This window comes from Actinokineospora terrae, assembly GCF_900111175.1.
GTDB classification, from domain to species: Bacteria; Actinomycetota; Actinomycetes; order Mycobacteriales; family Pseudonocardiaceae; genus Actinokineospora; species Actinokineospora terrae.
The window spans coordinates 118,808-141,454 of the sequence record NZ_FOGI01000014.1; the positions used below are offsets into that span (position 1 = coordinate 118,808).

The following is a 22,647-nucleotide window of genomic DNA, read 5'->3' on the forward strand; positions in this document are numbered from 1 at the left end:
CTAGCCCTTCACCGCGCCCGAGGTCAGCCCCGCGACGATGCGGCGCTGGAAGAACAACACGAACAGGATGATCGGCACCGTGATGACCACCGCGGCGGCGGACACGGTGCCGGTCGGGTCCTCGAACTGCGAGGACCCCTGGAAGAACGACAGCGCCGCCGGGACCGTCCGCGACGAGGTCGTCGAGGTCAGCGAGATGGCGAACAGGAAGTCGTTCCAGCAGAAGATGAACACCAGGATGGCCGTGGTGAACACGCCGGGGGCGGCCAGCGGCGCGATGACCCGGCGGAACGCCTGGGCCGGGGTGGCGCCGTCCATCTTCGCCGCCTTCTCCAGCTCCCACGGGATCTCGCGGAAGAACGCCGACAGGGTGTAGATCGCCAGCGGCAGCGCGAAGGTGATGTAGGGCAGGATCAGGCCCGGCCAGGTGTCGAACAGCCCGAGCGAGCGCTCCATCTCGAACAGCGGTGTGACCAGCGAGACCTGCGGGAACATCGCGATCAGCAGCGAGACGCCCACCAGCAACCGCTTGCCGGGGAAGTCCAGCCGCGCGATCGCGTAGGCCGCCATGGTGCCCAGCACGACCGCGATGACGGTCGCGATCAGCGCGATGCCGACGGAGTTGAGCAGCGCGCGCAGGAACTGGTTGGTGGAGAAGATCTCCACGTAGTTCTGCAGCGTCCACTCGCGCGGGATGAAGTTCTTGTCGGTCAGCGTTTCCTTGGTCTTGAACGACAGCGAGACGATCCACAGCACCGGGACCAGCGCGTAGACCAGCACGACGACGTCGATCAGCGCCCACCGGAACTTCGCCGCCCGCTCGGTGCCTCCCATGACGGCCATCAGCGCTTCCCCCCGTCGTTGCCGGGCGCGGCCGCGCCGAAGACCTTCACGAAGAGGAACGCGATGACGGCGACCGCGAGGAAGATGAGCACCGACATGGTCGACCCGACGCCGAGGTTGAGGCCGCGGATCAGGTTGTTGTAGGTCTGCATGGACACCGAGCCGGTCTGCTGGGCGCCGCTGGTGAGCACGAAGATGTTGTCGAAGATGCGGAACGCGTCGAGCGTGCGGAACAGCAGCGCGACCAGGATCGCGGGCTTCATCACCGGCAGCATCACCTTGGTGAACCGCTGCCACGGCGTCGCACCGTCCATCGAGGCCGCCTTGAGCAGGTCTTCCGGTACCAGCGCAAGGCCCGCCATCAGCAGCAGGGCCATGAACGGCACGGTCTTCCACACCTCGGCCAGGATGATGATCGCTAGCGCCGAGGCCCGCTGGGTCAGCGGCGCGGAGTCGCCGAAGAGCTGGGCCAGGTAGCCGGTGGTGTCCTCCCAGGCGTAGCGCCAGGAGAACGCCGCGACGACGGTCACGATGCCGTACGGGATGAGCGCGACCGTCCTGATGAGACCCCTGGCGACCAGGGTCCGGTGCATGACCAGCGCCAACGCCATGCCCAGCACCAGTTCGATGACGACAGACACGACCGTGATGAACGTGGTGACCCCGAACGCGGTCCACCAGTAGGAGTTGCTGAGCACCGTGACGTAGTTCGCCAGGCCGACGAACTCGCGCTCGGCGGGGAACCGCAGGTCGTAGCGCTGCAACGACAACCAGACCGAGTAGATGATCGGGTACGCCGTGACCGCGATCATCACCAGCGCGGCGGGCGCGCACAGCCACAACCCGAGCCTGCGCTCGGCCTTCTTGCCCTCGCTGACCGCTTTCACGGCAGGACCCCCTTCGAGTCGAGCGCGTCCTGCAGTTCGGTGCGCAACCGCTCGGCGGTCTTGACCGGGTCGATGTCCGACGGCGGCGACAGGATCGTGGAGATCAGCGTGGACACGTTCTGGTACGCCGGGGTGATCGGGCGGACCGCCGGGTTCTTGAGCTCGTCGAGGATGGTGTCGCGCATCGGGTACGGCTCGGCCATCTCCGGGTCGGCGTAGACCGACTCGATGGTCGGCGGCACCCCGGAGTTGATCGCCGAGAACTTCTGGTTCTCCGCGCTGCGCAAGCACTTCGCAGCCTCGAACGCCTCCGGCTTGTGCTGGGAGTACGAGCTGACGGCGAGGTTGAACCCGCCGAGGGTCGCGGTCCCGGTCTTGCTCGCGTCGATGGCCGGGTACGGCGCCCACTTGAACACCTTGGCCAGGTCCGGGTTGGACTTGCCCATCGAGGCGTAGACGAACGGCCAGTTCAGCTCGAACGCGGCGGTCTTGCCCGCCTCGAACTCCTGGCGGATGTTGTCCTCCTTGGCGTTGGACAGCGACGGGCTCGCCGAGGACGACCGCGCCAGGTCCCGCAGCGCCGCCAGCGCCTTGACCGCGCCGTCGTCGACGACCGCCTTGGTCCCGTCGTCGGAGAGGATCTTGCCGCCCGCACCGGCGGTCAGCTGGGAGAACTGGACGACCAGGCCCTCGTACTGGGCGCCGGTCATCAGGATGTTGCCCGGCTTGCCCTGCGACTTGAGCTGCTGCGCCTGCTGGATCATCTCGCCCCACGACGTGGGCGGGGTGGGCACGAGGTCGCTGCGGTACCAGAGGAGTTGGACGTTGGTGTTCTTCGGCGCGGCGTAGAGCTTGTCCTCCCACTCGGCGGTGGCCAGTGGACCTTCGAGGGTGCCGTCCTCGACGTCGGCCTTGTCCTGGCCGGTCCACTCGGCGATCCAGCCCGCCTCGGCGAACTCGGAGACCCAGGTGACGTCGAGGCCGAGCACGTCCATGTCGGTGTCGCCAGCGGCCAACCGGCGCACCATCTGCTCGCGCTGGTCGTCGGCGCCGCGCGGCAGCACGTTCAGCGCGATCTTGTACCGACCGCCTGCCGCCGCGTCGCACTTGGCGATGACCTGGTCGAAGTTCTCCTCAGTGGAGTAGTAGACGTTGACGGTGATCCCGCCGGTTTCCGAACCACAGGCCGCCAGCAACGGGCTAGCGATGAGCGCGGCGCACAGCGCCGCTCGCAGGCGTCGTCCTCGGCGGCCGGACCCTCGATGAGCACGCCCCATCGTCCGACCTCCTTCCGACGGCTACGCCGAGGGAAGGCTGACCCGAACGACTCCCAAGCACCTCGACGTGCGCCGTCACGCGGGTAGCTCGGTACCCGCGACCGGGTCACCTGAAACTAAGTCGGCTGGTGGGGGCCCGCAATTCGACGCGGCGAAGGGTCTAGCCGACGCCGCCGTTCGGCCTAAGCGTGAGCTTCGCCAGCAGGTCACGGCCCCGTTCGGCGTTGCGCGGCTGGGCGAGGACGTCGTAGCGACCGGCGACCAACTGGGTGGCCGAGGCGATCTCGCGGCCCCGGCCCCTGGTGCTCGCGTACCCGGCGGCGGCGAACACGACGCCGAAGACGACACCGATGCCGAGCCCGACCAGGATCGGGCCGAAGGAGGCCTCCTGCTGGTTGAACAACCCGAGCAGCAGCCCGACGAACAGGCCGAACCAGGCGCCCGACAGCGCGCCGGTGCCGAGCACCTTCGGCCAGCTCAACCGGCCGATGACCCGCTCGACCAGCATGAGGTCGACCCCGACGATGGTCACCTCCTCGACGGGGAACTCGCTGGCGGCCAGGTGCTCCACCGCGCGGTGGGCCTCCAGGTAGGTGTCGTAGGAGCCGATCGGCCACCCGGTCGGCGGCGTCGGGACCTTGGGAAGACCCTGGTTCGTTCGTCCAGGGCCGGAGAACGCACCGGTCATGTCCCCATCCTGCCAACCTGGGCCCAACCGTGCGAACCCGACACCGTCACCGGGACTTGTACTCCCTGAGCAGCCCCCGCGAGATGATGGTCTTCTGGATCTCGCTGGTGCCCTCGCCGATGAGCAGGAACGGCGCCTCGCGCATCAGCCGCTCGATCTCGTACTCCTTGGAGTAGCCGTAGCCGCCGTGGATGCGGAACGACTCCTGGGTCACCTCGGCGCAGTACTCGCTGGCCAGCAGCTTGGCCATGCCCGCCTCGACGTCGTTGCGCTGCCCGGAGTCCTTGAGCCGGGCGGCGTTGACCATCAGCAGGTGCGCGGCCTCGACCTTGGTGGCCATCTCGGCGAGCTTGAACGCGATGGCCTGGTGCTCGGCGATGGGCTTGCCGAAGGTGCGCCGCTGCTGCGCGTAGTCCACGGCGAGCTCGAAGGCGCGGATCGCGATGCCGCACGCGCGGGCGGCGACGTTGACGCGACCGACCTCGACGCCGTCCATCATGTGCGCGAAGCCCTTGCCGGGGGCGCCGCCGAGGACCTTGTCGGCGCCGATCCGGTAGCCGTCGAACACGGCCTCGGTGGTGTCGACGCCCTTGTAGCCCATCTTCTCGATCTTGCCGGGGATGGTGAGGCCGGGCGCGACCTCACCGAAGCCCTCCGGCTTGTCGACCAGGAACGCGGTGAGGTTCTGGTGCGGCTTCTCGGCGCCCTCGTCGGTGCGGGCGAGCAGCGCGATGAGGTTGGAGCTGCCGCCGTTGGTCAGCCACATCTTGGCGCCGTCGACGGTGTAGGTGTCGCCGTCGCGCCTGGCCCTGGTCTTGATCGCGGCGACGTCGGAGCCGAGGTCGGGCTCGGACATGGAGAACGCGCCGCGGACCTCGCCGGTGGCCATCCTGGGCAGGTAGTGCCGCTTCTGCTCGTCGGTGCCGTGCTGCCTGACCATGTGCGCCACGATGAAGTGCGTGTTGATCACCCCGGACACGCTCATCCAGCCGCGCGCGATCTGCTCGACCACCAGCGCGTAGGTCAGCAGCGACTCGCCGAGGCCGCCGTACTCCTCGGGGATGGTCAGGCCGAACAGGCCCATCTCCCGCATGCCCGCGACGATGTCGGTCGGGTACGCGTCGGCGTGCTCGAGGGCCTGCGCGTGCGGGATGATCTCCTTGTCCACGAAGTCCTTGACGGTGGCCAGGATCTCCCGCTGGATGTCGGTCAGTCCGGCGGTCTGCGCGAGGCGGGCCATGCGAGCTCCCTGCTTGTCCCGGGGATTGTTACCGGCCAGTATGTCGCGGCCAACGCCCGTTCGCGCCCTCGAAGTGCTCCGGACCACATGCGTCGGCCCGGGCTTGATCCAGCCCGGGCCGTTTGGCGGTCTCGGTATTGGGTTATCCCTCAGCCGGCCCGGAGCTCCAGCGCGGTCCCGCAGTCCTTGCAGTCCTCGGCGAGCACGTAGACATCCGCACCGCAGTCGGTGCACGAGCGGAAGCTGCGGTCGAACAGGTCATCCCGCTGCCTGTGTCGACCACTGAAGAAGCTCAGCACGCCACGCGACTCGGAAGGAAGGCTGTGTCTACCCATGCCGTCCAGGGCACCCCACAGCCATGGTCACGAGCAAGTCTCCCCCGTGATCTGTGCGTTATGTCACGGCAACCTCTCACCCGTTGTCACGTACTTGACCTGCACCGTAATCACAGCGCGAACATCACACGGCGATCACACCAACCGTCCCCAGTCAACCCAGGGTGACTTAACCGCCGCCTGTGGCTACCGCTCGTAGCCGCCTCGTTGCTCTCCGGTCGAAGCGCGCCGAGTCAGCCGCGGCTGGCGATGTCGGTGGCGACTGCCAGGACGCGGTGGGCGTTGGAGACGTGGAGGTTCTCGATCATCTTGCCGTCGACAGTGGCCACGCCCTTGCCCGCGGATTGGGCTTCCTCGAAGGCGGCGATGACCTTCTGGGCGTGGGCGATCTCGGCCTCGGAGGGGGCGAAGACCTCGTTGCACGGTTCCAGCTGGCTGGGGTGGATCAGGGTCTTGCCGTCGAAGCCGAGTTGGCGGGATTGGGTGCATTCCTCGGCGAAGCCGGCCAGGTCCTTCACGTCGTTGTAGACGCCGTCGAGGATGGTTTTTCCTGCGGCTCTAGCACCGAGCAGGGCCAGGGAGAGGCTGGTGAGCAGCGGGCCTCGGCCGGGGACGTGTTCGGCGTGGAGTTCCTTGGCCAGGTCGTTGGTGCCCAGGACCAGGACCGTGAGCCGGGGAGATGCCGACGCGATCTCGTAGGCGTGCAGCATCGCGATCGGGGTCTCGATCATCGCCCAGATCGGGATGTCCGCCGGGACCGCGTCCTCGACGCGGCGGACGTCGGCGGCCGAGTTGACCTTGGGGACGACGATGGCGTCGGGCGACACCGAGGCGGCGGCCTGGACGTCGTCGGTGAACCACGGGGTGTCGAGGCCGTTGACGCGGATGGTCACCTCGCGGCGGCCGTACCCGCGGGAGGCGACGGCGGCGCGGACGCGGTCGCGGCCCTCGACCTTGGCGTCCGGGGTGACCGAGTCCTCCAGGTCGAGGATCAGGGCGTCGGCGTCGAGGGTCTTGGCCTTCTCCAGGGCGCGTTCGTTGGCGCCGGGCATGTAGAGCACGGAGCGGCGGGGGCGGTCCAGGTCAGCCACGGTTGGCGTCCTCCGAGTAGGCGCGGGCGAGTTCGGGGTCGCGGGCGGCGAGGGCGTCGGCCAGCTCGACCATCACGCGGCACTGCTTGACGGTGGCGTCGTCCTGCATCTTGCCGTCGAGCATGACCGCGCCGGTGCCGTCCCCCATGGCCTCGATGACGCGGCGCGCCCACGCGACCTCCGCCGGGTCCGGGGAGAAGACGCGGCGGGCGATCTCGATCTGGCGCGGGTGCAGGCTCCACGCGCCGACGCAACCGAGCAGGAACGCGTTGCGGAACTGGTCCTCGCACGCGACTACATCAGCGATGTCGCCGAAAGGTCCGTAGTACGGCAGGATCCCGGCTGCGGCGCAGGCGTCGACCATGCGCGCGACGGTGTAGTGCCAGAGGTCCTGCTGATAGGTCGTACGACCAGTTGTCAGGTCGTCGCCAAGAGGATCCGTGCGCACCAGATAGCCGGGATGACCGCCGCCGACGCGAGTCGTCTTCATCCGACGGCTCGCGGCCAGATCGGCCGGACCAAGAGAGATGCCTTGCATGCGGGGGCTCGCGGTAGCGATGTCCTCGACGTTGGCCACACCTGCCGCCGTCTCCAGCAACGCGTGCACCAGGATCGGCCGCGTCAGCCCGGCGCGGGCCTCCAGCTGGGCCAGCAGCCGGTCGACGTAGTGGATGTCGGCGGCGCTCTCCACCTTCGGCACCATGATCACGTCGAGCTTGTCGCCGATCTCGGTGACCAGGGTGATCAGGTCGTCGAGCACCCACGGCGAGTCGAGGCTGTTGACCCTGGTCCACAGCTGCGTGTCGCCGAAGTCGGTCGCCCGGCCCACCCGGACCAGGCCCTCGCGCGCGGCGACCTTGCGGTCGGCGCGGACGGCGTCCTCGAGGTTGCCCAGCACCACATCGGCCTTGGCGAGCAGGTCGGGGACCTTCGCGGCCATCTTCTCGTTGGACGGGTCGAAGAAGTGGATCATGCGCGACGGCCGGAACGGGATCTCCCGCACCGGTTCCGGCGCGCCGACCGCGAGCGGGCGGAAGAAGTCCTTCGGGGAGCGCATGGGACCTCCGATCGAGGTTAACCGACCAGTAACAAGGTGAGTTGTAGTCGACCACGGCCCCCTCGGCGCCGCCATTGTGGCCACCGACACGTGCGTGGCGGCCGGGACACCCCCAGGGTCCCGGCCGCCGCACCCCCAGGACCACAGCCCATCGCGAACCGGCCGGTAGTCGGAAACGTTTCGAAGCAGCTCGAATGCGGCACTAGCCTGGTGCGATGATCACCGCACGGCCCCGCACGGACAGGTTCCCGTGATCACCGCCCACCTCGACGCGACCGTGCTGAACAAGGTCCGCCTCGCGACCTCACCCGCGGCCGAGGCCATGGCCTGGCTCTTCCTCAAGGTCAACCAGCTCCACCACCCCGTCTTCGGCAAGCCCGGTGCCGCCGCCCGGTTCGCGATGCGCGACCCGGACGTGCGATTGGTCGCGAGCACGCTGCCAAGCAACGCCGAGTACAAACCGGACCTCTTAACCCCGATCCCGCCTCTTGTTCCACCCGACCAGGTTTGGCCTGCTCAACTAGAGGCAATGGCCGCGACTACAGCGGAAGACGCCGCGAGCCAGGTAGCGCTGCTGACCGCTCCGTCGAAGGAAGTCATCGCGGCGGCCGAGGCGGGCACGCTCGCCTCGCGGTTCGCGAACGGGATGAGCAGGTTCTGGACCGTCGCCATGGCCGACAGCTGGCCCGGCCTGAAGGAACGCCTCGACGCCGACATCACCGCCAGGGCCCGCGTCATGGCGACGGGCGGCATCGGCGCGCTCCTGACCTCCCTGCACGGCGACATCACCTGGGACGGCAGCACTCTGCGGATCGTCACCCCGTGGCACCAGGACGGGCGACCGGGCGACCTGACCGTGACGCCGGTGGCGCTGACGTGGCCGAGGTTCTACATCCAGCTGGGCGACTCGGAGAACTCCGTCCTCTACTACCCGCCCCAGGGGCTCGGCGTGCCCGGCACCGACCCCGCGGCGATGGCCAGACTCCTGGGGCAGACCCGCGCGGCCCTGCTGCGCGACCTCGAGACCCCGCGCACCACCACGGACCTGGCCAAGCGGCACGGCCTGGCGCCCGCGACGGTCTCCTACCACCTGTCCGTGCTGCACAGCTCCGGCCTGATCAGCAAGGCGCGGGCCAAGCGCGAGGTGCGGTACCAGCGCAACGACCAGGTCATCGGCTGAGGGCGGCGCCGACCGGTGCGCGGGGCCGAGTCGGGCTAGCCTGACCGCGTGGCGGGCATGGGCAAGATCTTCGTGGCGCAGCTGCTCGGCCTGCCGGTGTTCGGGCCGGACGGTGAGTCGATCGGGCGGATCCGGGACCTGGTCGCCGGGCTGCGGCCGGACGGGTCGGCGCCGAGGGTGCTCGGGGTGGTGATCGAGGTGGCCACCCGGCGGCGGATCTTCGTGCCGATGCTGCGGGTGGCCTCGATCGACGCCAACGCGGTGACGCTGGCGACCGGGTCGGTGAACCTGCGCCACTTCCACCAGCGGCCCAACGAGGTGCTGGTGGTCGGCCAGCTGCTCGACGCCAGGGTGGCCGTGGTCGACAGCGGCGCGCGGGCCGAGGTCGTCGACACCGCGATGGAGCAGACCAGGACCAGGGACTGGGTGCTGGCCAGGGTCGCCATCCGGGAGCGCACCGGGCGGCTGGGCAGGCGCGGGCCGATCACGGTGCTGGCCTGGTCGGACATCCGCTCACCCGGGATCACCGAGCTGGAGGGCGCGCCGCAGGCCGCCGACCAGCTGCTGGCCGTGTTCGACACCATGCGCGCCGCCGACGTCGCCAGCGCACTGCAGGACCTGCCGCTCAAGCGCCGCTACGAGGTGGCCGACGCGCTCGACGACGAACGGCTCGCCGACGTCATCGAGGAGCTGCCCGAGGAGGACCAGAAGGTGCTGCTGGCCCACCTCGACGACGAGCGCGCCGCCGACGTGCTGGAGGCGATGGACCCCGACGACGCGGCCGACCTGCTCGCCGAGCTCTCCGAGCTGGACAAGAACCGGCTGCTGGAGCTGATGGAGCCCGAGGAGTCCGCGCCGGTCCGGCGGCTGCTGGAGTACTCCTTCGACACCGCGGGCGGCCTGATGACCCCGGAGCCGATCGTGCTCACCCCGGACGCCCCGATCTCCGAGGCGCTGGCCAGGGTGCGCAATCCCGACCTGCCGCCCGCGCTGGCCAGCATGGTGTTCGTGTGCAGGCCGCCGACGGCCACCCCGACCGGCCGCTACCTGGGCTGCGTGCACATCCAGCGGCTGCTGCGCGAACCCCCGTTCGACCTGGTCGCGGGCGCGGTCGACCGGGAACTGGCGCTGCTGCGGCCGACCGACTCGCTGATCGAGGTGACCCGCTACTTCGCCACCTACAACCTGGTCTGCGCGCCGGTCGTCGACGACGAGGAGCACCTGCTCGGCGCGGTGACCGTCGACGACGTGCTCGACCACCTGCTGCCGGAGAACTGGCGCGAGCGCGAGGGGGCCGACCGTGCCTGAGCCGACGACCAGGCGGCGCCTGGACCAGCCCCGGCAGCGCGGGCTGCGCTTCGCCATCGACCCCGACGCGTTCGGCCGGTTCTCCGAGCGGCTGGCCCGGTTCCTGGGCACCGGGAAGTTCCTGTTCTGGCAGACGGTGCTGGTGCTGGCCTGGATCACGGTGAACCTGGTCGCGGTCAGCCTGCGGTGGGACCCGTACCCGTTCATCCTGCTCAACCTGGCCTTCTCCACCCAGGCCGCCTACGCGGCGCCGCTGATCCTGCTCGCGCAGAACCGGCAGGACGACCGGGACCGGGTGTCGCTGGAGGAGGACCGGGCGCGCTCGGCGCAGACCAAGGCCGACACCGAGTTCCTGGCCAGGGAGTTGGCGGCGGTGCGGCTGGCCGTCGGCGAGGTCGCCACCCGCGACTACCTGCGCGGCGAACTGGAAAAGCTGCGCGGTGATCTCAGGGGCAAGCGCAACAAATCCCGCCCGGACGCGAAAACGCTGCACGACGACCCGCGCTGGGACGAGGTCAGCCGCTAGTCGATCAACTGCCCGCACAGGTCGCCGAGCTTTCGCAACTGATCACCGTCCAGGCGCGCGACAAAGTGCTCGGAGACACCTGCGAGGTGCGTTCTGGAGGCCGTGCGCAAAACGTCGAGGCCCTGCTCGGTGAGCGCCGCGACGACGCCGCGGCCATCACCGGCGACGCGTTGCCTGGCGACCATTCCGGCGCGTTCGAGCCGGTCGACCAGGCGCGTCACCCCCGAGCGGGACAGCAGCACCGCGTCGGCGAGTTCTGCCATTCGCAATTTGCGATCAGGGGCTTCCGCTAGTTGGACGAGGACGTCGTAGCCACCGAGGGAAAGCCGCTGCTCGGCGACGAGTTCGGCCTCGAGCACGCGGGTGATGTGCGCGTGCGCCCGCAGAAAGGTGCGCCACGCGTGCAGTTCCTCTCGGGTGGGCCGGGCGGTTCTCTCCGGCACGGTCAAGATTCCTCCTAGCGGCACAAACAGGCTCGTAATGGTACGGAACACCACGGTGGTGGCGCGCGCCGGCCGGTAATCACGCAGTGTCCGCACTGTGGTCCTGACCATCCGCGCGCACGGCGCTCCGCTACCCGCCCGTAGCATGGGGAGGTGACCACCACCGAGCAGGTTCCCTCCGTCGAGGCCGTCCGCACGGCGTTGGCAGGCGTGCAGGACCCGGAGATCCACCGCCCGATCACCGACCTCGGCATGGTCAAGGACATCACCGTGCACCCGGACGGCCGGGTCGACGTGGGCGTCTACCTCACCGTCGCGGGCTGCCCGCTGCGGGACAAGATCACCAAGGACGTCACCGCCGCGGTGTCGGCGCTGCCGGGGGTGCGCGCGGTAGCCGTCGAGCTCGACGTGATGAACGACGAGCAGCGCACCACCCTGCGCAAGTCGCTGCGCGGCGACGCGGAGGAACCGCGCATCCCGTTCGCCGAGCCCGGCTCGCTGACCAGGGTGTACTGCGTGGCCTCCGGCAAGGGCGGCGTCGGCAAGTCCAGCGTGACGGTCAACCTCGCGGTCGCCATGGCCGCGCGCGGGGTGAAGGTCGGCATCGTCGACGCCGACATCTACGGCCACTCCATCCCCCGCATGGTGGGCACCACGGAGAAGCCGACCAAGGTCGAGAAGATGATCCTGCCGCCCCAGGCCAACGGGGTGAAGGTCATCTCCATCGGCATGTTCACCCCCGGCAACACCCCGGTGGTCTGGCGCGGACCGATGCTGCACCGCGCGCTCCAGCAGTTCCTGGCCGACGTCTTCTGGGGCGACCTGGACGTGCTGCTGCTGGACCTGCCGCCCGGCACCGGCGACATCGCGATCTCGGTCGCCCAGCTGATCCCGAACGCGGAGATCCTGGTCGTCACCACCCCGCAGCAGGCGGCGGCCGAGGTGGCCGAGCGCGCGGGCGCCATCGCGCTGCAAACGCGCCAGCGGGTGGCCGGGGTCATCGAGAACATGTCGTGGTTCGAACTGCCGGACGGCTCCCGGGCGGACCTGTTCGGCACCGGCGGCGGGCAGACGGTCGCGGACTCGCTGTCGCGGGCGGTCGGGTCGACGGTGCCGCTACTCGGGCAGGTGCCGCTGGACCCCCGGCTCCGCGAAGGCGGGGACGCCGGGTCGCCGTTGGTGCTCTCGTCGCCCTCCGCGCCCGCGGCGAAGGTGCTGATCGACATCGCGACCAAGCTGTCGGTGCGCGCCCGCGGACTGGCAGGCCGGATGTTGTCGGTATCCCCCGCTGGGCGCTAACCGGCCCTGCTAGGCCTACCGCGCCTCGGCGCCGTAGGCCTAGCCAACGGCGGTAGACGTTAGACCCCTTACCTGGGGCGATTCGGACATAAAAGAAGTCGGCACCGGTGCTGGGCGGTGCCGACTTCGTGGGGTTTGCTCAGGTGGCGTCCGGGTCGATCGGGGGACGCTCGCCCGGGGCCCTCGGGGGGTCCGGTTTGGCTGCGGGTGGTGGGGGCAGTGCCGGTTGGGTGGCGGCGAAACCGTTGGGCTTGACGCCGTTGGTGTCGTCGCCGAAGAGCTGTTTGGCGACCAGCTGCTTCGGGTCGAAGTTGCGCAGTTGCTGCAGGTCCTGCAGCGGTTTGCGCAGCTCGTCGAAGTCCGAGCCGAGCTCGCCCTTGAGTTGGTCCCTGGCCCCCGTCGCGAACTCGCGCACCTTCCGCATGCTGCGCCCGACCCAGGCCGCCGCGGACGGCAGCCGCTCCGGACCCAGGATGAACAAACCGGCGATGCCGAGTACGAGGATCTCGGCCCAGCCGATGCTTTCGAACACCCTCGTTACCTCCGAAACTACGCCTCTTCCCCCCCAGGGTAGCCGGTCAATCCGACTGGAGGGTTACCTGAATGGTCAGCTCACGTCCCTGCCTGGCCAACACCACGGGAACTGTCTGGCCCGGCTGGTGCTGGCGCACCGCCACCGTCAACTCCGCGGCGTTGCGGACCTGCCGGTCGCCGAGCTTGCGGATGACGTCCCCCTCCGCCAGGCCCGCCTTGGCCGCAGCGCCGCCATCGGTGACGTTGACGACCTGGGCACCCTCGGCGGTCTCCGCGGACACCGACTTGACGTTGGCGCCGAGGTCGGCGTGCTTGACCGTGCCGTCGCGGATGATGGCCTCCGCGATGCGCTTGGCGTCGTTGGACGGGATGGCGAACCCGAGGCCGACGCTGCCGGTGTTGCCCGCGCTGCTGCGGATCGCGGAGTTGATGCCGACCAGCGCGCCGGTCGAGTCGACCAGCGGGCCACCGGAGTTGCCCTGGTTCACCGCGGCGTCGGTCTGGATGGCGTCGTAGGTGATCGGGGACTCGCCGTTGTCGCCGCCTGCCACCACGGGGCGGTGCAGCGCACTGACGATGCCCTCGGTGACGGTGTCGGTGAGGCCGAGCGGGGACCCGACCGCCAGCACGGTGTCGCCGACCTGGAGCTTGTCGGAGTCGCCGAACTGCAGCACGGTCGGGTTGGTGACCTTCACCTTGATCACGGCGAGGTCGGTCTTGGGGTCGGTGCCGACCAGCTGGGCCTCGGTCCTGGTGCCGTCGGTGAACACCGCCGAGATCTTCGCGGACTGGTCCGCGCGGCCCTCGAGGGTCACCACGTGCCAGTTGGTGACGATGTAGCCGGAGCCGTCGATGACGACCCCCGAGCCGGTCCCGCCGCCCTGGGCGATCTTCACCTCGATCGACACCACCGCCGGGCGCACCCTGGTCGCGATGTCGGCGACCGACCCGGCCGGGCGCTCCTTGCCCGCCTCGGCCTGCGCGAGGGTGACGTCGCTGGTGAGCGCGTCACCACCGCGGGCGACCAGCCAGCCGACGAACCCGCCCGCCGCCCCGACCAGCAGCGCGACGAGCCCCAGGATCCCGAGCGCCAGCGGCTTGACCCGCCTGCCGAACAGGACGTCGCTGAGGCTGAGCAACGGCCCGGACTTGGTCTCGGCGTCGTCTTCCTCGTCCTCGTCCTTCGCCACGGCGGGCGGCCCGATGACCGCGCCCGCGGCCGGGTCGCGCCACGGGTCGGACTCCGCCGCCCACAACGCCTCGTCCTCCGCCGCGTCCGCCCGCTCCCCCGGCGGCCGCTGCAACACCGCGGTCTCGCCCGCGGGCCTGCCGAACGCACTGACCAACGCCTCCGGCGTCGGCGGCACCGCGGTGACCTCCCCCGGCGACAACCGCGCGGCCGCGGTCGGCGAGAACGCCCCACTCACCCCGTTGGGCCGCCCGAACACCGCCGCGGCCCCCGGGTCCACCGCGGGCCGCTCCAACGGCCGAGGCGCGAGCCGCTGCTCACCGGTCGAGTCAGAGTTCTGGTTCATCACCGTCCACAGTGCCAAACCACTGGTGAAGTGGGCGTGCGGACCCCCTCATCGAGCGACCCGATCACCCCAGCAGGGCGCGGGACGAGGTACCCGTCGACCACAGCTCCGAGTGAGCCAGGGCGGTCTACCCGCCACGCGCGGGCAGCGGTCGGCGTGCCCGGCGGAGCAGCCACCGGGGTAGTGGCTCGCGTGATCCACCGCGACCACGGCCGCTTGGTCGCGGTCATGGCGTTGAGACGGCTGTTGTTCCGCCAAGGCCGATTGGACCGGACAGGGCAACCGCCGCCAGTGACAGCGGCCTTCACGGGCGGGGAGCAGGGGATGCGCTGGCGCGACAGCGGCGGTAAGTCGCCGTCGATCCGGCAGGCACCCTCGACAGGCCAGGGTCTTGCCGCCGCCTGCCCGACTCAGGAACTCAGGAACTCAGGAACTCAGGAACTCAGGACAGCATGAAGGCCACCGCCGTCTGGGCAGTGGCCTTCACGTGTGGGGAAGGGTCTGTGCGGCTAGCGGGCGGCGAGCATGCCGAAGCTGGGGGACAGCGACGGGAGGGCGCCTTGGCCGACGAAGCCGATGGGTTGGGCGTCGCCGCCGTGGGGTGGGGCTGGGTGGGGTTCGGCGGTGGTGTCGGGGCCACCGGTGTTGACCAGGGCCAGCGCGCCGAGTACCAGGCCGGAGACGACCACGCCCGCGCCCTGGGCGGCGCGGCGGTTGCGCTTGCCGAGGACGACGCCGCCCTCGCCGAGCTTGGGGCCCGAGCCCAGCGGCGCGCTGGCGCCGAAGAGCGCGGCGGCGCGGTCGGGGCGTTGGATGGCGACGAGCTGGCCGTCCGCGGTGACGGCGAGGCCGTCGGGGGTGGCGGGCAGCTCGGTCTCCTGGGGGATGGCGCGCAGGGCGGCCAGCAGGCCGGCCGACATGGTCGGCGTGGTCGCGGCGCGCACGGCGGCGCTGGCCTGGCGCTGGGCGGTGATCTCCGCGGCGCACCAGGTGCAGCTCGCCAGGTGGGAGGTCACCCGGTCGTGGGCCGAGCGGGTGAGCTCACCGTCGACGAAGGCGACCACGGCGTCGGGCAGCAGGTGCTGCTCGCCCAGTCCCAGGGCGCGTTCGAGCGTCATGAGACGTCCTCCACACGGGTCATGCCGATGCCTCCCGGGCCAGCGCCCGGCGGCGCTCCAAAGCCACCCGCAATGCCTGGCGGCCGCGGTGGATCCTGCTGCGCACAGTACCCAGCTTCACCCCGAGGGTGGCGCCGATCTCCTCGTAGGACAGGCCCTCGACATCGCACAGCACGACCGCGGCGCGGAACTCCGGCGGCAGCTCGTCCAGCGCGGCCTGCAGGTCCGGGTCCAGGTGGGTCTCGTCGTAGACCTCTTCCGGGCTCGGCTCGTCGCCCTCGATGCGGTCGGTGTCCTCGGGCAGGCCCTCCATGCGCAGCCGGGAGCGGCGCCGGACCATGTCGAGGAACAGGTTGGTGGTGATCCGGTGCAGCCAGCCCTCGAAGGTGCCCGGCTTGTAGGACGCCAGCGAGCGGAACACCCGGATGAAGGTCTCCTGGGTGAGGTCCTCGGCGTCGTGCGCGTTGCCGGAGAGCCGGTAGGCCAGCCGGTACACCCGGTCGCCGTGCTCGCGCACGACCTCGTCCCAGCTGGGGACGGTCCACTCGGCGGCGCTGATCTCCGCGACCTCGACGGGCTTGGCCTCGACCGCGTTCACGGTCCGGCCGTGCGTCCTCGGGCTCTGCACTGTAGGGATGCGCACCTCCTGAAGCATGTCCTGCCCACCACCCTGTCCAACGCCCGACCCGTCCGCCGTGTTCCCCGTGACCGCGTGCCCCTCGACCGCTCCCACCGCGTTCCCCGCTCTCCACGTCCCCTGCTTGACGACAACGATGGCGGCCGCCCATGTGGCGAGCCTCAGAGCGGCCTGAGACGAGGCTGAGAAAACGTCGCCGGGTGACCTTCCGGTCAGGTTCACCCGTTTTGGCCACGTGCGCCGCTAATCTGCGTTCCCGTGGGACCGGAACAGCCCGCCGTGCGCTCGGTGGAGCTCAGCGAGTACGTCGAGGGGTACCTCGCCGAGGACGAGACGCTCGTCGCGGCGCGGTCCGTCGGCGTCCAGCTCGGCTGCACCCCGGTCGGCGCCGCCACCGGCGCGGCGCTGCGGTTCCTGGCCGCCGCGCTGCGGGCGAAGGCCGTGGTGGAGATCGGCACCGGGGTCGGGGTCAGCGGGCTGCACCTGCTGCGCGGGATGGCCCCGGACGGGGTGCTCACCTCCATCGACGTCGAGCCCGAGGTGCAGGCGGTCGCCAAGCGCACGTTCCGCCAGGCCGGGATCGCCCCCGGCCGGACCAGGTTGATCATGGGTCGGGCGCTGGACGTGCTGCCCAGGCTCAGCGACAACGGCTACGACCTGCTGTTCGTCGACGCGTCGAGCACCGAGTACCCGGCCTACCACGAGCACGGCGTCCGGCTGCTGCGCCCCGGCGGGGTCCTGGCCTTCGACAGCGTCCTCTACCAGGGCAACATCGCCAACCCCGCGCGCCGCGACGCCGAGACGCTGGCCCTGCGCGAGGTCGTCCGCGCGGTTCGCGAGGACGAGCGCCTGGTCCCGCTGCTGCTCCCCCTCGGCGACGGGCTCCTGCTCGCCGCCAAGATCAGCTAGTCCGCGCGGGCGCCCTTGCCGAGCACGACCACGCCGCTGGCGCTGACCGTGTACCGCTCGCGATCCGACTCCGGCTCGACGCCGAGCCGAACCCCGTCACCGACCACGACGTTCTTGTCGAGGATGGCCTTGCGGACCACGGCACCCTTACCGACCCGCGCACCGGGCAAGAGCACGCTGCCCTCCACCACGGCACCGTCCTCGATGACCACATCGGCGCTGATGACGGAGTCGGTCACGGTAGCGCCAGAGATGATGGAGCCAGGTCCCACGATCGACTCGGTAGCGGTACCCGAGTTCACGAACTTCGCGGGCGGCAGCGGCGGCGTCGCGGTACGGATCGGCCACTGGCGGTTGTAGAGGTTGAAGACAGGGTGCGCGGACACGAGGTCCATGTGGGCGTCGTAGTACGCGTCGAGCGTCCCTACGTCCCGCCAGTAGCCCTTGTCGCGCTCGGTCTCCCCCGGCACGACGTTGTCCGCGAAGTCGTAGACGTGCGCGGTGCCCTGGTCGACCAGCATCGGGATGATGTCGCCGCCCATGTCGTGCATGGAGTCGCGGTCGGCCGCGTCCGCGCGCAGGGCCTCGACCAGCGCCGACGTCGAGAACAGGTAGTTGCCCATGGAGGCGAAGGTGACGTCGGGGTCGTCCGGGACCGAGGGCGGGTCGTCCGGCTTCTCCAGGAAGCTGGTGATCCGGCGGTCGGCGTCGGAGTCGATGCACCCGAAGGCCCTGGCCTCCAGGCGCGGCACCCGGATACCGGCCACGGTGACGCCCGCGCCCGACTCGACGTGCTGCTCCAGCATCTGGCCCGGGTCCATGCGGTAGACGTGGTCGGCGCCGAAGACCGCGATGTGGTCCGGCTGCTCGTCGTAGACCAGGTTCAGGCTCTGGAAGATGGCGTCGGCCGACCCGGTGTACCAGCGCGGCCCCAGGCGCTGCTGCGCGGGAACCGGCGTCACGTACTGGCCGAGCACGTTCGACAGGCGCCACGTGGTGGAGATGTGCCGGTCCAGGGAGTGGGATTTGTACTGCGTCAGCACGCACAACTGGTGGAACCCGGCGTTGACCAGGTTGGACAGCACGAAGTCGACCAGGCGGTAGTTCCCCGCGAACGGAACGGCTGGTTTGGCCCGGTCCGCCGTGAGGGGCCACAGGCGTTTGCCCTCGCCACCAGCCAACACGATCCCGAGTACGCGCGGCTTGCCCTTCACACGATGAATCTAACCGTCAGCGTGGTGGTCCTGCCATACGCGCTACTCCGTGTGGGCGGCCGTTGACCGCGCATTGCACTGGTGTTCACCCGTGCGCCGCACGCCTGTCCCGCTCGCGCGCCGCACCGGCTCGGGCCGTGAACCGCGTGGCGTGCGGGCCCCCGGGCTGCGGCTACGGTGGACGGCGTGCGCATCGGATTGCTGACCAGGGAGTACCCACCGGAGGTCTACGGCGGGGCAGGCGTCCACGTCGGCTACCTCGTGCCGAGGCTGCGCGACATCGTGGAAGTCGACGTGCACTGCTTCGGCGGGCCGCGCGAGGACGCGACCGCGCACAACCCGGCGGCGGGCCTGGAGCAGGCCAATCCGGCGCTGCGGACGCTGTCGGCGGACCTGTCCATCGCCGCGGCCGTCGAGGGCGTGGACCTCGTCCACTCGCACACCTGGTACGCGAACCACGCCGGTCACCTGGCCAAGCTCCTGCACGGTGTTCCGCACGTGGTGACTGCGCACTCTCTAGAGCCTCGCAGGCCGTGGAAGGCAGAACAGCTCGGCGGTGGATACCGGGTATCCAGCTGGGTAGAGCGCACGGCGTACCTGGACGCTGACGCTGTCATCGCCGTTAGCGAGGGCATGCGCACGGACGTGCTCGACTGCTACCCGGAACTCGACCCCGCGCGGGTGCACGTGGTCCGCAACGGCATCGATACCGCCACCTACCACCCTGTGTCCGAGGTGGACACCCTCGTCGAGCACGGCATCGACCCAGCGCGACCGACCGTGGTGTTCGTGGGGCGCATCACGCGCCAGAAGGGCGTGGACCACCTCATCGCCGCCGCGCACCGCATCGACCCCTCGGCGCAGGTAGTGCTCTGCGCGGGGGCGCCGGACACGCCTGAGATAGCCGAGGAGACCCGTGCGGCGGTCGCCGAACTGGCTGAACATCGCCCTGGTGTTTTCTGGATCCAACGGATGTTGCGCCAGTCGGAGGTGCAGCAGCTGCTGAGCCACGCGACGGTGTTCGTGTGCCCGTCTGTCTATGAACCGCTGGGGATCGTGAACCTGGAGGCCATGGCATGCGGAACGGCGGTTGTGGCCTCTGACGTCGGCGGTATCCCCGAGGTCGTGGCCCACGGCGAGACCGGGCTGCTGGTGCACTACGACGCCCAGGACACCGCAGCGTTCCGGACAGGGCTGGCTGACGCGGTCAACGCACTGCTGTCCACACCGGACCGAGCGGCGGCGATGGGAGCAGCCGGACGGGCACGGGCTGAGCGAGACTTCTCGTGGGCGTCGGTGGCAGAGCAGACCGTGGCGGTCTACCGCGCGGCGCTGAGAGGACCATCAGCTGGTGGCTCCTAGTTTGGCGAAGGTGGGACATGGCGTGCGGGTGCGGTTCACCCGCTACTCAGTGGCGTCCCTGGTCGCGACCGGGATAAGCCAGTTGGTCCTGTTCGCCCTGTACGGGTGGGGCGTGCTGGGCGCGTTGGCGGCGAGCACCGTCGCGTTCGTCGTGGGCGCGGTGCCGCACTTCGTGATGATCCGCTGGTGGGCCTGGGGTCAGCGCGGCATGCCGCGGCTGACCAGGCAGGTCGTGGGCTACCTGGTCGTCACGCTGCTGGGCGGGCTCGTGTCGGTGTTGCTGACCGCGGGCGCGGACTGGCTGATCGGGCCGTTGGTGGCGGACCGGGCCGCGCGCACGCTGGTGCTCAACGTGACCTACGTGCTCAGTGGGCTACCGGTGTTCGTGGCCAAGTACGCGTTTCTGGACCGTGTGTTCGCTCAGGACGCGTACGCGGCCACGAACTCGACCAGGGTGCGCGCGGCGAACCCGGTAGCACCGGGCACGACGTCGTCGTAGGCGCGGTCGGCGCGCGCGGGACCGGCGATGTCCAAGTGCGCCCACGGCAGTCCACCGGTGAACTCGCGCAGGAACAACGCGGCGGTGATCGCACCCGGCCCCGGCGGGCACTGGCGCACATCAGCGATGCCGCTGGGCACCTCGGCGGCCAGGTGGTCGAGCAGCGGCATCCGCCACAGCGCCTCACCGGCCCGCTCGCTGGCGGCCGTGATCCGGGCGGCGAGAGCGTCATCGTCGGAGAACAGGCCCGCGATGCGCGTACCCAGGGACACCTTCATGGCGCCGGTAAGGGTGGCCACGTCGACGATCAGGTCGACGTCGAGGTCCTGATGGGCGTAAGTGATCGCGTCGGCGAGGACGACCCTGCCTTCGGCGTCGGTGTTGGTGATCTCGGTGGTCTTACCGCCGTAGTGACGCACCACGTCGCCGGGGCGGTAAGAGGAGCCGGACACGTGGTTCTCGGCGCACGGGACCAGACCGGACACCCGCACCGGTAGGCCCAACTTGGCGATCGCGCCGACTGCGGCGATGACCGCGGCACCGCCCGCCATGTCGGTGCGCATGAGGTGCATGCCCTCGTTCGGCTTGATGGAGATGCCGCCGGTGTCGAAGGTGATGCCCTTGCCGACCAGGGCGATGTGCGGACCGGCAGCGCCGGGCGGCGCCCAGGTCAGGTGCACCAGGCGGGGCGGGCGCGACGATCCGCCGCCCACCGCGAGCAGCCCGCCGAACCCGTGCTCGGCCAGCCACTTCTCGTCGCGGACCTGCGCCGTGAGGCCCTTGGGCCTGCCGACCACCCTGGCCGCGGTCTTGGCCAGCCACGCCGGGTCCTTGACGTTGGACGGGGCGTTGGCCAGGTCGCGGGTCAGCGCGGTGGCGGCGGTGAGGACCGCGGTCCGCTTGAGCTCCGCGGCGATCTCGTCGCGACGGTCCCGATCGGACACCACCAGGCGCGCGGACCGCAGCGTGGGCGCCGGTGTGTCTCCGGTCACCCGGAACCCGTACCCGCCCAGGCGCAGACCGGTGGCGAACCACCGGGCCTGCTCGGCGTCGACGTCGTCGGGGAGCACGACCTGCACGCCCTGACCAGCCTCGGGCCGGGTTTCCACCAGCGCGTTCACTGCCTTGGCCAGTGCCGCGCCCGCCGCGCGCCACTGCCTCGGCTCACCGGTCCCGATGCCGACCGACCACCGCGCCGTCGCGTCGACCGGACCGCGGCGGACCTCGCCCGCCTTGCCGGTCAGGCCGACCGCCTCGGCCCACTCCGGGGTCAGCTCGGCGCCGCCGGGACCGATCAGCGCGGGGCCGTCGGTGGTCTTCGTGAGCACGGCGGTCGGGAGGCCCTCAGCGGTTCCGGCGGCCACCTCCACGTCGGGAAGCGCGGTCGGCGGGGTCGGCACCGGCGTGGGCAAGCGGTCCTCCGTGCGGGGGCTGCGGATCGGTCTGGAGCTGGGAGAACGCCGGGGTGATCCCGCCGGAGCGGTGATCAGGCCCGGCGGTGGGGGATCACCCCGCGGCGGACTTGAGCGCGTCGCCGAGGTTGCTGGCCTCCTCCGGGGTCATCTCGACCACCAGACGTCCGCCGCCCTCGAGCGGGACGCGCATCACGATGCCCCGGCCCTCCTTCGTCACTTCGAGGGGACCGTCCCCGGTCCGGGGCTTCATGGCCGCCATAGCGTGCTCCCTCCGTCATAGCCTGCCCACCCGACGCGGCGAACCCGCCGGGTCCGGGCCATTCTCCCCCATCCGGCGCGCGGCGGTGAAATCGGAACCGATCATCGCGTGTCGGGTGACCGGCCACGATGGGTGGCGCCGGGGGTCGGCGGCCTGCCAGACTCGACCGTCGTGCGCGCCCGCTCCGCCCTCTTCGACGTCTTCGGCGGCCACCTGCGGCAGCGGGACGGCTCGGCGACCATCGCCGCGCTGGTACGGCTGCTGGAGCCGCTGGGCTTCGGCGCGCCCGCGATCAGGACCGCGGTGTCCAGGATGGTGCGCCAGGGCTGGCTCACCCCGGTGCGCCTGCACGACGGCCCCGGCTACGCGCTGACCGGCCGCGGCCAGCGGCGCCTCGACGAGGCGGGCGCCCGGATCTACCGCACCGGTCTCTCCACATGGGACGGCCGGTGGCACGTGGTCGCGCTGGCCGAGCCGCCGCCCAGGGTCGCCCGGGAGCGGCTGGCGTCGTCGCTGCGGCTGCTCGGGTACGGGCCGCTCGGGTCGTCCACCTGGGTGTCGCCGCGGCCGTCCGCGGAGCTGCCGGAGGTGCTGGCGGCGGAAGGGCTGACCGCGCGGGTGTTCCACGGCCCGCAGGACGGGTCGGACGCGGAGCTGGCGGCCGAGGCCTGGGATCTCACCGGGTTGGGTGAGGCCTATCGGGGGTTCTTGGCGGCGTGGGCGCCGGTGATGTCCGCTGTGGACGGATCGGACCCGGCGGAGGCGTTCGCGGCGTCGCAGCGGCTGCTGCACGCGTGGCGCAAGTTCCTGTTCGTCGACCCCGGACTGCCGGTGGAGCTGCTGCCCGCGGACTGGCCGGGTGCCGCGGCGGCGGAGCTGTTCGACACGCACACCGCGCGCCTGGCGCCCGCTGTCACCGAGTTCCTGGACGACTGCCTGCGGCGGGGTGGTAAGCAGAGGTCTACCGCGTGACCAGGAAAGGTGGCGACCA

Annotated in this window: 24 protein-coding genes; 8 read left to right on the forward strand and 16 right to left on the reverse strand. The window is 70.6% G+C overall.

Annotation, left to right across the window (positions count from 1 at the left end):
• The 8 genes from BMY07_RS28340 to BMY07_RS28370 form a co-directional block, all read right to left on the reverse strand.
• Nucleotides 1-843 carry a carbohydrate ABC transporter permease gene (locus tag BMY07_RS28340; RefSeq protein WP_281245099.1) on the reverse strand — a complete coding sequence of 281 codons (843 nt, stop codon included), beginning with the start codon at nt 841-843 and terminating at the stop codon, nt 1-3.
• Nucleotides 843-1,730, reverse strand: coding sequence for a carbohydrate ABC transporter permease (locus BMY07_RS28345; RefSeq protein ID WP_092785409.1), 888 nt, complete (start codon nt 1,728-1,730; stop codon nt 843-845). The genes BMY07_RS28340 and BMY07_RS28345 overlap by 1 nt, the downstream gene beginning before the upstream one ends.
• The gene (locus BMY07_RS28350) at nt 1,727-3,007 is read right to left on the reverse strand and encodes an ABC transporter substrate-binding protein (RefSeq protein WP_092785411.1); all 1,281 of its coding nucleotides are present in this window, start codon (nt 3,005-3,007) and stop codon (nt 1,727-1,729) included. The genes BMY07_RS28345 and BMY07_RS28350 overlap by 4 nt, the downstream gene beginning before the upstream one ends.
• 160 nt (nt 3,008-3,167) lie before the next feature.
• Nucleotides 3,168-3,695: a YflT domain-containing protein gene (locus tag BMY07_RS28355; RefSeq protein ID WP_092785413.1), complete on the reverse strand. Its 528-nt coding sequence runs from the start codon at nt 3,693-3,695 to the stop codon at nt 3,168-3,170.
• Between the two features lie 46 nt (nt 3,696-3,741).
• Nucleotides 3,742-4,935, reverse strand: a complete 1,194-nt coding sequence (locus BMY07_RS28360) for an acyl-CoA dehydrogenase family protein (protein WP_092785415.1) — start codon at nt 4,933-4,935, stop codon at nt 3,742-3,744.
• 149 nt (nt 4,936-5,084) lie between these two features.
• Nucleotides 5,085-5,270 (reverse strand): hypothetical protein, encoded by a 186-nt coding sequence (locus tag BMY07_RS33920; protein WP_143073685.1) that lies wholly within the window; start codon nt 5,268-5,270, stop codon nt 5,085-5,087.
• Between the two features lie 233 nt (nt 5,271-5,503).
• On the reverse strand, nt 5,504-6,361 hold the full coding sequence (locus tag BMY07_RS28365) for an HpcH/HpaI aldolase/citrate lyase family protein (protein WP_281245100.1): 858 nt from the start codon (nt 6,359-6,361) through the stop codon (nt 5,504-5,506).
• On the reverse strand, nt 6,354-7,418 hold the full coding sequence (locus BMY07_RS28370) for an HpcH/HpaI aldolase/citrate lyase family protein (protein WP_092785417.1): 1,065 nt from the start codon (nt 7,416-7,418) through the stop codon (nt 6,354-6,356). Before BMY07_RS28370 ends, BMY07_RS28365 begins: the two co-directional genes overlap by 8 nt.
• Nucleotides 7,419-7,668: 250 nt before the next feature.
• On the opposite strand from BMY07_RS28370, the gene BMY07_RS28375 reads away from it, so the two are divergent.
• The 3 genes from BMY07_RS28375 to BMY07_RS28385 are packed head-to-tail and all read left to right on the forward strand — an operon-like array spanning nt 7,669 to nt 10,432.
• Entirely contained in the window at nt 7,669-8,598 is a 930-nt protein-coding gene (locus tag BMY07_RS28375; protein WP_092785419.1) for an ArsR/SmtB family transcription factor, read from the forward strand.
• A gap of 48 nt (nt 8,599-8,646) precedes the next feature.
• Complete coding sequence (locus tag BMY07_RS28380) at nt 8,647-9,906, forward strand: magnesium transporter MgtE N-terminal domain-containing protein (protein ID WP_177215840.1); 1,260 nt, start codon at nt 8,647-8,649, stop codon at nt 9,904-9,906.
• Nucleotides 9,899-10,432 (forward strand): DUF1003 domain-containing protein, encoded by a 534-nt coding sequence (locus BMY07_RS28385; protein WP_092785421.1) that lies wholly within the window; start codon nt 9,899-9,901, stop codon nt 10,430-10,432. Before BMY07_RS28380 ends, BMY07_RS28385 begins: the two co-directional genes overlap by 8 nt.
• On the opposite strand, the gene BMY07_RS28390 is transcribed toward BMY07_RS28385, so the two are convergent.
• Nucleotides 10,429-10,881 carry a MarR family winged helix-turn-helix transcriptional regulator gene (locus tag BMY07_RS28390; protein ID WP_245782709.1) on the reverse strand — a complete coding sequence of 151 codons (453 nt, stop codon included), beginning with the start codon at nt 10,879-10,881 and terminating at the stop codon, nt 10,429-10,431. The two genes, BMY07_RS28385 and BMY07_RS28390, sit on opposite strands and share 4 nt — an antisense overlap.
• Before the next feature lie 147 nt (nt 10,882-11,028).
• Between BMY07_RS28390 and BMY07_RS28395 the strand changes: the two genes are divergently transcribed.
• Complete coding sequence (locus tag BMY07_RS28395; protein WP_092785425.1) at nt 11,029-12,174, forward strand: Mrp/NBP35 family ATP-binding protein; 1,146 nt, start codon at nt 11,029-11,031, stop codon at nt 12,172-12,174.
• A 139-nt stretch (nt 12,175-12,313) separates the two neighbouring features.
• Here BMY07_RS28395 and tatB read toward each other — a convergent pair whose 3' ends face one another.
• The 4 genes from tatB to sigE form a co-directional block, all read right to left on the reverse strand.
• The gene (gene tatB, locus BMY07_RS28400) at nt 12,314-12,706 is read right to left on the reverse strand and encodes a Sec-independent protein translocase protein TatB (RefSeq protein WP_092785427.1); all 393 of its coding nucleotides are present in this window, start codon (nt 12,704-12,706) and stop codon (nt 12,314-12,316) included.
• A 46-nt stretch (nt 12,707-12,752) separates the two neighbouring features.
• Nucleotides 12,753-14,243 (reverse strand): trypsin-like peptidase domain-containing protein, encoded by a 1,491-nt coding sequence (locus BMY07_RS28405; RefSeq protein ID WP_092785429.1) that lies wholly within the window; start codon nt 14,241-14,243, stop codon nt 12,753-12,755.
• A 509-nt stretch (nt 14,244-14,752) separates the two neighbouring features.
• A complete protein-coding gene (locus BMY07_RS28410; RefSeq protein ID WP_092785431.1) occupies nt 14,753-15,361 on the reverse strand; it encodes an anti-sigma factor family protein in 609 nt (202 codons plus the stop codon).
• Between the two features lie 19 nt (nt 15,362-15,380).
• Entirely contained in the window at nt 15,381-16,016 is a 636-nt protein-coding gene (gene sigE, locus BMY07_RS28415) for an RNA polymerase sigma factor SigE (RefSeq protein WP_425426363.1), read from the reverse strand.
• Nucleotides 16,017-16,256: 240 nt separating this feature from the next.
• Between sigE and BMY07_RS28420 the strand changes: the two genes are divergently transcribed.
• Complete coding sequence (locus BMY07_RS28420; RefSeq protein ID WP_092785435.1) at nt 16,257-16,907, forward strand: O-methyltransferase; 651 nt, start codon at nt 16,257-16,259, stop codon at nt 16,905-16,907.
• On the opposite strand, the gene glgC is transcribed toward BMY07_RS28420, so the two are convergent.
• Nucleotides 16,904-18,121 (reverse strand): glucose-1-phosphate adenylyltransferase, encoded by a 1,218-nt coding sequence (glgC, locus tag BMY07_RS28425; protein WP_092785437.1) that lies wholly within the window; start codon nt 18,119-18,121, stop codon nt 16,904-16,906. The two genes, BMY07_RS28420 and glgC, sit on opposite strands and share 4 nt — an antisense overlap.
• A 186-nt stretch (nt 18,122-18,307) precedes the next feature.
• Between glgC and glgA the strand changes: the two genes are divergently transcribed.
• Entirely contained in the window at nt 18,308-19,483 is a 1,176-nt protein-coding gene (glgA, locus tag BMY07_RS28430; RefSeq protein WP_092785439.1) for a glycogen synthase, read from the forward strand.
• A 22-nt stretch (nt 19,484-19,505) separates the two neighbouring features.
• Nucleotides 19,506-19,982 carry a GtrA family protein gene (locus BMY07_RS28435; RefSeq protein ID WP_177215842.1) on the forward strand — a complete coding sequence of 159 codons (477 nt, stop codon included), beginning with the start codon at nt 19,506-19,508 and terminating at the stop codon, nt 19,980-19,982.
• Here BMY07_RS28435 and BMY07_RS28440 read toward each other — a convergent pair.
• Both BMY07_RS28440 and BMY07_RS28445 read right to left on the reverse strand, forming a co-directional pair.
• Nucleotides 19,904-21,394, reverse strand: coding sequence for a leucyl aminopeptidase (locus BMY07_RS28440; RefSeq protein WP_092785443.1), 1,491 nt, complete (start codon nt 21,392-21,394; stop codon nt 19,904-19,906). The two genes, BMY07_RS28435 and BMY07_RS28440, sit on opposite strands and share 79 nt — an antisense overlap.
• A gap of 94 nt (nt 21,395-21,488) precedes the next feature.
• Nucleotides 21,489-21,656 (reverse strand): DUF3117 domain-containing protein, encoded by a 168-nt coding sequence (locus BMY07_RS28445; protein ID WP_018684035.1) that lies wholly within the window; start codon nt 21,654-21,656, stop codon nt 21,489-21,491.
• Nucleotides 21,657-21,827: 171 nt separating this feature from the next.
• On the opposite strand from BMY07_RS28445, the gene BMY07_RS28450 reads away from it, so the two are divergent.
• Complete coding sequence (locus tag BMY07_RS28450; protein ID WP_092785599.1) at nt 21,828-22,628, forward strand: PaaX family transcriptional regulator; 801 nt, start codon at nt 21,828-21,830, stop codon at nt 22,626-22,628.
• Nucleotides 22,629-22,647 lie beyond the last annotated feature (19 nt).